This window comes from Curtobacterium sp. UNCCL17, assembly GCF_000686685.1.
Classification (GTDB): Bacteria; Actinomycetota; Actinomycetes; order Actinomycetales; family Microbacteriaceae; genus Curtobacterium; species Curtobacterium flaccumfaciens.
In genome coordinates, this window is record NZ_JMLI01000001.1 from 1 (window position 1) to 9,607 (window position 9,607).

At 69.4% G+C, this 9,607-nt stretch carries 10 protein-coding genes; all 10 read right to left on the minus strand.

Annotated elements, in window-relative coordinates; translation table 11 throughout:
- Window positions 1–103: 103 nt before the first annotated feature.
- From BR70_RS0100010 to BR70_RS0100055, 10 genes are read right to left on the minus strand one after another with little or no spacing between them, the layout of a single operon-like run.
- A complete protein-coding gene (locus tag BR70_RS0100010) occupies window positions 104–310 on the minus strand; it encodes a hypothetical protein (protein WP_155896706.1) in 207 nt (68 codons plus the stop codon).
- Window positions 311–321: 11 nt separating this feature from the next.
- Window positions 322–1,065, minus strand: a complete 744-nt coding sequence (locus BR70_RS0100015) for a hypothetical protein (RefSeq protein WP_027464404.1) — start codon at window positions 1,063–1,065, stop codon at window positions 322–324.
- A complete protein-coding gene (locus tag BR70_RS0100020) occupies window positions 1,062–1,364 on the minus strand; it encodes a hypothetical protein (RefSeq protein ID WP_027464405.1) in 303 nt (100 codons plus the stop codon). Before BR70_RS0100020 ends, BR70_RS0100015 begins: the two co-directional genes overlap by 4 nt.
- Before the next feature lie 43 nt (window positions 1,365–1,407).
- On the minus strand, window positions 1,408–2,496 hold the full coding sequence (locus BR70_RS18710; protein ID WP_051596473.1) for a C40 family peptidase: 1,089 nt from the start codon (window positions 2,494–2,496) through the stop codon (window positions 1,408–1,410).
- Window positions 2,497–2,499: 3 nt separating this feature from the next.
- Window positions 2,500–2,964, minus strand: coding sequence for a hypothetical protein (locus BR70_RS0100030; protein WP_027464406.1), 465 nt, complete (start codon window positions 2,962–2,964; stop codon window positions 2,500–2,502).
- Window positions 2,965–2,971: 7 nt separating this feature from the next.
- Window positions 2,972–4,336, minus strand: a complete 1,365-nt coding sequence (locus BR70_RS18715) for a MinD/ParA family ATP-binding protein (RefSeq protein WP_051596474.1) — start codon at window positions 4,334–4,336, stop codon at window positions 2,972–2,974.
- A 26-nt stretch (window positions 4,337–4,362) separates the two neighbouring features.
- Complete coding sequence (locus BR70_RS0100040; protein ID WP_027464407.1) at window positions 4,363–5,865, minus strand: hypothetical protein; 1,503 nt, start codon at window positions 5,863–5,865, stop codon at window positions 4,363–4,365.
- A gap of 14 nt (window positions 5,866–5,879) precedes the next feature.
- On the minus strand, window positions 5,880–7,406 hold the full coding sequence (locus BR70_RS0100045; protein ID WP_027464408.1) for an SCO6880 family protein: 1,527 nt from the start codon (window positions 7,404–7,406) through the stop codon (window positions 5,880–5,882).
- Entirely contained in the window at window positions 7,399–8,751 is a 1,353-nt protein-coding gene (locus tag BR70_RS0100050; RefSeq protein ID WP_027464409.1) for a hypothetical protein, read from the minus strand. The genes BR70_RS0100045 and BR70_RS0100050 overlap by 8 nt, the downstream gene beginning before the upstream one ends.
- A complete protein-coding gene (locus BR70_RS0100055) occupies window positions 8,748–9,524 on the minus strand; it encodes a DUF8175 domain-containg protein (RefSeq protein WP_027464410.1) in 777 nt (258 codons plus the stop codon). Before BR70_RS0100055 ends, BR70_RS0100050 begins: the two co-directional genes overlap by 4 nt.
- Window positions 9,525–9,607: the final 83 nt, after the last annotated feature.

Genomic DNA, 9,607 nt, shown 5'->3' on the forward strand with positions numbered 1-9,607 from the left:
CCCGCCGCGAGCTCCGGATGCATGTAGGGCGCGACGATCGCGGCGATGCCGGCGGCCGCGACGAGGGCCGCCGCGGTGACGAGCTGCTGCTGCGTGCGGCGTCTCACTGGGGGTCCCCTTCCCGGGCGGCTGCTTCGGCGAGGATCTGCCGGACCCGGCGCCGGGACAGGCCCGATGCCTCCGCGGCGCCCTTCTGCCCAAGCACCTCGACGGCGGCCACGATCGTGGCATCCCGGTCCCGCCGAGCTTCCTTGTAGGTGTCGACGACGTCGCGCACGGTCTCCGCGACACCGGACATGGTGTGGCTCATCCCTGCCATCGTCACCAGATCCTCACCGTGAGGGGAGCGCCGGGCTCGACGGCACTGACCGTGAAGCCAGTCGGAGCCACCGGGCCGTCGGCGTCGTACGCGATGTGGAGCCAGCCTTGTGCCCAGAGCAGCACATCTTCGAGCGTGTGCACGTTGCGGGTGTGTTCGTGAACGAGCTCGCTGACATGCGCTCCCGACTGCAGCACCCATTCGCCCGTGCCGGGGAGCTGCTGCAGGCGCAGCCGCTCCCACGGGTCGACCCCGGCATCCTCGACGGCGTTGACCCGGTGGGACAGCAGGCCGCGGAACCGCACGCGGCCGCTGTGCAGGTCCGGGCTCATCCCGGCAGCCGGGATCTCCGCCGCGTCAGTGACGGGTCCTGTCCAAACGGAGACGCACGGCACGACGTCCCAGCCGTCGTTGCTGAGTTCCATCCCGGTCGCGAACCGGCACACCGGTGCGCCACGCTCGGCGATCGCGTCGACGATCCCCGCCACGGTCGACGCAGCCACGGACACCGGGAAGGGGGCCTCGGTGAGGATCCCCCGCGGGGCGTAGTGCATGACCTGCACCAGGGCGGGATCCGCGTCGTCGGCGAACACGCAGTAGTCCGCCGGCACTTCGTTGCGAGTCGGGGACCAGGTGGCTTCGTGTGCGGCGGTCAGGCCGTTCAACAGCACTGACGTTCCTGCCTCGAGCGAGCGGAGGTCCTCGAGCGTCACCGCGGCCGCTTCGACCTGGGCCTGCACGGTCACGACGCCGCTCCGTCCCGCTGGTCGATGGCCGCCCAGATGCCCGCCGTAAGGAGCGCCGCGGCGACGGCGACAAGGGCGCCGGCGTAGAGGTACCCGGACGGCGTCCAGGCGGCCTGCCATGCGCCGGCGGCCGCGTGTGCACCGATGAAGGCACGGCTGACTGCAGCGGCGAACAGCAGCGCGAACACCCACATGGCGACCCCGGCGGCGAATCCGATGGCGGTGTTCCGGCCAAGGAACCGTAGACGTCGTGGCCACGGGGACCGGGGCGGGTTCTGGTGCAGGGATCCGGTGCTCATGGTGTGCTCCTTCGCGGGATCGGTGTGTTGTCTGGCGGGTGGGTTAGAGGCCGTCGACGGGGCGCCAGACCTGGTCGTTGGGGGTGCCCCACACCTTCTGGATCTTCACGACGTCGCCGGCCTTGGGAGCGGCGATCATCATGTCGCCGCCGAGGCTGATGCCGACGTGCCAGGCGTCGTTGCCGCCCCAGAAGATGAGGTCGCCGGGCTGCGCTTCGGAGAGGGGGTGCATCTGCCCTCGAGCGACGCCGTTGCGCCACTGGGTGGTCGCGGAGTGGCCGGCGTCGATGTTGATGCCGATGCCGGCGTAGGCGACCTTCGTCAGTCCGGAGCAGTCCCATACGTTCGGGCCGGCTCCGCCGAGGACGTAGTCCTCGCCCAGCTGCTCCTTCGCGAACGCGATGACCTGGTTGATCTTCGCCGCGTGCGGCCCGGTCGCGGGCTGCTCACCCGCGGCGAGAACGTTCTTCGTCCCGCCGGCGGCACCCCCGGCCGCAGCCCCCGCGCCGGCGGTGCAGCTGGGGCCCTCGTTGGTCTGCGAGACCGTGGAGACGGTGACGCCGGACAGGGCGTTCAACATCTCGACCGCGTACGCCGACTTCGTCGCGTACGCATCGGGGAACGCCGACCCCTCGACCGCCTGCGCGGCCTCACCAGGGGCCATGCTGTCCCACCCGGGCACTTTCACCAGGCGCTCGTAGAACAGGTTGATCGCGTAGTCGATGTCCGTGACCTGCGCTTGCGTCCCCCAGCCCTGAGATGGCCGCATCTGGAACAGGCCGGCGGAGTCGCGGTCACCGCCGGAGAGGTTGTTGAGGGTGGACTCCGTCATCGCGGCCATCAGCGCGGTCTGCTGCGCGTGCCGGGTCAGGCCCCGCTCCTTGCCGATGGAGATGATCGCCGCGGCGTTCTTGACCTGGTCGCCGGAGTACGGGCCGACCTTCGCCGGCAGGGTGCCCTTCTGCACGGACACGGCGGTGCCGGACACGGTGCCGGCGGCACCGCAGGTGGCGGCCGCGGCCTGGTCGTCATCGCCCGCGCCGGTGATGATCGTGAACAGCAACACGACGATCATGACGACGCCGATGATCGGTGCCAGCGCGACCATCGCGAGCATCCCGCCCTTGCCCATGACCTACTCCTGCCCGCCGGCGTTGATGTAGGACGCCAGCCAGGGATCTGCCTTGGTGTCGCGGTGCAGGGTCACCGTGACGGGGCCGCCCGTCGACGCGGTGAACTGGAACGCCTGGTCCGTTGACGTCTGCTGGTCGCCGACGGGCTGGCCGTCGTCGTGGATGCCGGCGCAGGGTACGTTGCCCGGTCGCACGGCCGAGTACAGCTGCCACGCCTCCGGCGTCAGGTACGGGGTGAGGGAGCGCTGCCACGCGTTCTTCGTCTCGTCGGGCTGGCAGAACCGGTCGGCGACGGCGTGCGCGATTTCCTTCGACGTCGGGGCGGCCGAGCGCGTCGGGATCGGCGTCGACGTCGGGGCTGCTTCGCCCCCACGGTGGGGCAGGCGGGCAGCGATCACGATCACTGCCGCGGCGATCGCGAGCACGGCGATGGCGGCGAACGCGATCAGGAGTCGCTTGCGGGTCATGGGAGGTTCAGAGCCCCTTCGCGACCGCGGCGCCGGCGGCGAGCCAGGCGAGCTTGGTGGACTCCTGCAGGGCGTCGAAGTTGATGATCCGCGCCTTCAGCCCCGCGTCGTACGGGATCGTCAGGACGTCGCGGCCAAGGCCGGCGTCCTTGAAGCGGCGCACCTGCTCGGTCACCTTCTCGGGCTTCACATCGCTGGTCTCCACGCCGACGATCACGACGGCGTTCTCGGCGAGCTCGCGGTAGCGGCCGCCGGCGTTGACGAGCTGCTCGAGCAATAGCGCTGCGGACTCACACCACTTGTCGTCGGTGGTGGTCGGGACGACGAGCTGGTCCGTGCGGTCCAGGCCCGCGAGCCACATCGGGTCGGTCTCGTCGTTGCCGGAGTCGATGAGCACCAGGCGGTAGAACTTCGTCAACACCTTGTGCACCCGGTCCACGGTCTCGGCGCCGAACCGCTGCTCGGCCGCGAGGATGTCGGGCTTGGACTTCAGGACGTCGTACCGGTCACGGGTCTGGTGGTGCACGTACTCGGCCATGTCCGCGGACCGAGCCTCGGTACCCAGGAGCCGGTCGATCTCCGGCAGCAGGTCCAGCACGGACGCGTCGTGACGGGCGGCCTCGGTCGACCACCCGAGCGTGCCACGGGTCTGGTTGTTGTCCCACGCCACGGTTGCCGCACCGGAGTGCCGAGTCAGCACGGTCGACAGGCACACTGTGGCGAGGGTCTTTCCTGCCCCGCCCTTGCCGTTGGCGAGCATGATCGTGCGGGGGCCGACGTGGTGCTGGCTGACCAGGTGCACCTGCTCACGGTGCCGTCGCTCCGCGGCCGAGGGCGCCATACGGATGCCCGCCCGGGTCAGGAACCCGCGGAACCCGGTCGTCGCGGGTTCTTCCACCTGCTCCTGCGTGAGAAACGACTGCCGCGCCTCCCGACGCGTCGGCGGCACGTCCGCCGTTGCCGTGGCCGGGACCGCCTGGACGGACGCTGGTACTGCCGGCACCACGACGGGGGCAGTGCCCCCGGCGAGCGGGCTCTGCGGCGCCGCCGGCACGCTGGCCGCCGCCGCCGCCGCGGTGGTGGTGGTGGTGCCGGAGGCTTCCCACGGTGAGGGCACGGTGCTGCTGCCCTCGACGGGGCCGGTGACGGGTGCGATCGCGCCGTGGCCGTCGATGCTGAACAGGGTGTCCTGTCCGGTACCGCGGTCGTGGCTGCGCACCACCACGGCGTTGCCGAGCTGCGCTGCGACGTCGCGGAGCCAGTCCATCGCGTCCGGGTAGGCAGTGTCGCCGGTGAAGGCGACGTCACCGATGGTGAGGGCGCCCTGGTCGGCGACGAGGGTGTAGTCGACGTGCACGGTGCTGTTGGGCATGATCGGTCGTCCTGTCTCTTCGGTCGTTACTGCTGGTAGCGGTTGTCGGTGTCGTGGACGGCCATCTGGGTGGCGGTGCGGAGCATCTTGACGGGGATCCCGACGCGCTCGGAGATCTTCAGCAGCACCTTCCCGGCGCCGGGAGGGGCACCCTTGGCGCCCTTCTGCCGGCGGGAGCCGATCCAGTCCTTGGACTGGGAGAACGAGGCGACCATGCTGATCTCCTTCGGCGTCAACGGCCGCACCTTGTTCAGCTCGAGCAGGTCGTCGCGGCTGAGGCCCATCAGCAGCAGCAGGCCGGAGCGTTCGATGAAGCCCTTGGCCTTCTCCCGGTCGTACGCGTTCGGTAGCGAGAGCAGGTCCTTCGGCGAGTGGGTGATCTTCAGCTCCGCGGTGCCGACGCTGCGGTTCGTGCGGGAGAGGGAGTCGACGAGGTCGACCATCCCTTCGCAGGCGCGCAGCGGGTACCAGAACTCGTCCATCAGGGTCGTGTAGCCGCCCCAGGTGATCGCCGGCGTGTACTGCTGGCCCTCGTCGGCAGCTTCCTGCTGCTTGCGCTTCTCATGCTGCGCGAGCTCCCAGTGCGCGTCGATGGCGTCCATGCCGAGCGACCAGGTCGACAGCATCGCCGCGGAGAGCAGTTCGGTGTCGGACTCGTGGATCGAGGACGTGTCGAAGCAAAACCCGCCGGGATTGCCGGGGGTGAACTCCACCGAGTTCGTGCCGGAGAGCATCTGCCCCATCTCCCCGGTCATCAGCGACCGGAGGGTCTGTCCGAGCCGCTTGTACTCGACGTGGAACTCGTCCGCCGTGGTGGTGCCGGTCCGCTGCAGCACCAGGTCCGACGGGTGGTCGAAGACGCGGATCAGGTCCGCAGTCACCGGCACGTCGTTCGGGCCGGCGGCACGCAGGATGGTGTCCACCAGCGCCTCGAGCGCGGTCTTCTCGAAGTCCTTCACCGGCTCATCGCGGCCGCGGCTGATTCGCACGACCAGCTTCACCAGGTTGATCGTCTTCGCCCGCGCCAGGATCAGCAGTTCCTCGCCGACCTGTCCGCCGATCTGGCGGGCCGCGTAGCCGAGGGGGCCGGGCGAGAGCAGGTTCAGTTGGTGGCGGGCACGGGGACCCATCGAGAACACGGTTCCGCCGAGCTCTTCGATCCACGGCACGTGCTCACCCTTGATCGGGTCGAACACCGCTGGAGTGAGGCCACGGCCGACCTGGCCGCCGAGGAGCGTCTGCGCGGTGCTGGACTTGCCCAGCCCGTTCAACCCGAACAGCATCGCTGACGGGGAGGAGATCACGTTCGCCCGGTAGAGGGCGTCGTGGTCGGTGCAGACCGCCGAGTGGGTGTTCATGTCGCGACCGAGCGGGGACCCGTTGATCGGCCGGCCTGTGCCTGCCCCGAAGGGGTAGATCCCGCACACCTGCACGCTCGTTGCGAACCACCGTGGTGGCTGCGGGATCTGCTCCCACCCGCCACCGCCGGGGCCGAAGAACCCTGACGGGGTCAGTGTCTGCGTCTTCATCGATGCTCGTCTCATCATTCGGTCCGGTCGGTGACGGTCTGCATCGCGGTGGCGTACTCCCACGGCAGCACGCCCAGCGGAAGGGTGGAGTGGAACGCCGCGGAGGTGTCGGTTTCGATGAACCGGTACGAGATGTTCGTGCCGTTGAAGATCTGCTTCAGCTCCCCGATGGCGTTGTTCGTGCCGCGCTTGGTGGGGTCGAAGGTGACGGTGACCTCGATCGCGAACGCCGTCATCGCCGCACCGGTCATCAGGTCGACTTCGGTCTTCTGCGCCAGCTGCTCCCGGCGCTTCTCGATCTCGTTGTCTTCTCCGCGGATGCCGCTGCTGTTGCGCTTGGCGTTGCCGCGCATCTTCTTCGCGAGCTTGAACGCCTTCCCGGGATCCACGGGGCCGTAGAACACCGCGGCGCGCTTGCGGAGGAACTTCCCGTTCGGCTGGAACAACCGATTCATCAGGTCTTCCGTGATCAGCGCCTGCGGCGGGGCGACCATCATGGCCGTGATCGATGCGACCCCGTCGTGGTAGCAGATCCGCCGGGCGCTGTCGTCGAACTCGTCCGGACCCGCCTGGGTGACGCGCAGGTGGAACGGGTTGCCGGCGAGCTCGTCGGAGCCGTACTCACGGGCCCGCTCCGGCCGGTACGCGACCCGCACTGCACGGGCCAGTTCGCTGCTGGTGGCCACGACCGGGGAGCCGGCGCCGGCTTCGGCGAGCCCTTCCCGGTGGTAGGGCAGCTTCGCGGCGATATCGGCCGCTGCTTCCTCGACGTCGTCGGCGAGCTCGTTCACGTTCCACACCACGGAGGCGAACACCTCCACGTCCGCGTACGTGCCCGAGAGCGCCCGGGCGCCTTCCCGGAGCTGGCGTTGCGCGGCTTCCGGTGCGTTCGGGGAGACCTCGTTGTCGATCTTCTGCACGAGCGGTTCGATGGACTCCTGCGCGGAGTCGACCACGATCACGGCACCCTCGATCGCGGTGTCCTGCGACAGTGACGCGATCCACCCGCCGAACGAGGACACCTGCGAATCGATGCTGTCCTGCGGCAGCAGCGCGGTGCCATCGGGGTGGCAGGAGAACGTCGCGGACAGCAGCGGCTTCCGGGAGTTCTTCCGGTGGTGCAGGAGCACGTACTCCTCCCCCTCACCGTCGGTGCCGGCGATCTCCTCGAGGTCGGCGAGCATCCCGGGCAGCGCCGTCATCGACTCGGCGGGCAGCGTCGTGAACGGGCCTGTCTTGTACGTGTTCGAGCCGGCGCGGCCACGCTTGGCGTTGACGTGCCGGTCCCACAGCGTCGCCGCCGCGGTGCGGCCCGAGGTCGGGTCGCCCCACCGGACGATGAACACGGCGTTCAACGCGATGCCCGCGAGCGGGGCGAAGACCGCGGCGGCCCACCAGCCCACGCTCACGCAGACGACGCCGATCATGATGCCGCCGAGCAGCATCGCCCAGCCGAAGAATGTCAGCCCGCCGAGGGTGCCCTTCGTGGACGGCAACCAGTTCCCGAACCGGATGCGTTCCTTCTGCGCTGTCTCACTCACTGATCATTCCTTCCGCCGTGGACGGTGCATCGCCCGCGCCACTCGCGACGACCTGAGTGGCCGCCAATGAAGCCTTCGACCCGGACGACTGCCCCGAGTCCGGCGACGAACCGGCCGCGACCGACCCGCCCTCGCTCGCCCCGGCGCCGCTGCTCGCAGTCGCGGCGCCGGCGCTATTGCCGCTGTCCGCGGCCGCGCCCAAGGCGCTGTCCCCGCCGACCATCCCGGCCGCACCATCAGCACCGGACGATCCGGCGTCACTGCTGCCACCGCCCGCGACCGGGCTCGAGCTCCCGCCGCTGCCTGAGCCGCCGGAGGCCGCAACTTCGCCGCCTCCCGCAACACCGCCACCAGCACTGCCAGCACCGGCACCGGCACCTGCGCCGGCTGCGCCAGCACCCGATGCGCCCGCGGATGCGCCGCCCGTGGCCACGGCCGCGCCTGCGGCGACACCGGCCTGCACGACACCTGCGGCGACGCCCATCGCCATCGCCCCGCCGATCGCGGATCCGAGAGCGCCCGATGCCGGGACGAGCAGGCGCATGATCGCCGGTAGCGCGATCACGGCGAGGCCGATCAGCATGAGCCCGTAGATGACACCGCCGGCACCGTCCTGGCCGTTCTTCAACCGCCAGGCGAATGCGTAGATCGATGCGGCGAGGGGGCTGTAGATGATGAACGCGATGATCCAGGCAGTGATCTTCTCGAACGCCTGCTCACCCCGGCGGAGCACCGCGTACGCGGCGCTGACCTGCCAGAACGCGTTCAGCAGCAGCATCAGCGCCTGCCGGACGAACATGATCACCCACTGGATGCCCACGGCGAGCACGCCGATGAGGCCGAGGATCAGTGCCAGCCCTGGCGACGTCGTCGCGAACGCCGCGTCGACGTAGCCGGCCTTCGCGGAGATCCCGGAGACCTTGAGGATCCACTGCCCGTACGCATCCCCGCCCCAGACGAAGATCTGGATCGCCGCGGTCCCGAGCGTGATGACGGCCACGGCCTTGCCGAGGGCGGCCATCGCCTCTTGGAACGGCTCTCCGCGGTGGGAGTACATCACCCGTGCGCCGGCGACGACCAGGCCCAGGGTGAGCAGCATGATCGTAATCGGCAGCGTCGTGTCCTGGAACCAGGACGTGGCCTTGTTGTCGAGGTCCACCTTGAAGCTCGCCCCGACCCAGCTGGTCAGGAACTGCTTCATGATGTCGTCGTACGCGGCGAACATCGTCTCCGCGGCCTGCTTGAAGCCGTTCGACGCTGCGGATGAGACGGCGCCCTCGGTCCCCTTCTTCACCGCGCAGCCGACGAGGCTGGCTGCGCACAGCGCTGCATCTCCGGGGTTCATTGGTCAGCTCCTGTCCACGGGATGAAGTCGTTCTCGCTCGGATTGGTGAGGTTGCCGGTGAAGAGCTCGCCGTTGTCGAGGACCGAGATCTTCCAGTCGTCATCGGTCCAGACGAGGGAGGTGGGCATCCCGATGTAGCCCGTCGACGAGGACGGGTACGAGTACACGAGCGTCACCTCGGCGCGGTCCTTGGTGAACGCATCCACCGTGAAGCCCGCGGGGTTGATCCCCGCGGCGCGCGTGTCGGCCGCACCCGGCTGCTTCTCGCTCGTCTCGATGCTCTTCTGCTTGCCGGCAGAGTCGGCGATGTAGAACCCGAGTGCCGACGACACCGAGTGCTTACCGTCGTACTGGCTGTACGTGGCCGTCTGCGCTGCGAGGGCGGCTCCGAGGGGCGAGCGGGCGAAGCAGGCGTCGAACCCGTCGACTGTCTTCGTGGGGCCGACCGACTTCGACACCGGCCAGGTCAGTCCGGCCGCTCCGGTCTTCCAGGTGAGGTCAGATGGGACCTTCGGCGTCGACGACGCGTCGGCGACCTTCACGTTGCACGGACCGTCCGCCGCCGCGCTCGAGGTCGGAGCAGGCTTACTCGCGGTCCCTTGGTCGTCGGTGTTCGCGGGTGCGAACACGCCGAGCAGGGTGGAGATCAGCACGACGATGATGACCAGGACAATGACGACGATCGCGGCGATGCCTGCGGGCTTGGAGTTCCAGCCGCGCTTGAGCGCTGCGCCGAAGCCTCGACGGTTGGTGTTGCGGTTGGACGGTGCCATGACGGCCTCCCGGGGTTGGTGTCGGTTAGGCGCCGGGGATCTGCTTGCAGTTCGCCGACACAGACCCGAGGAAGATCGATGCC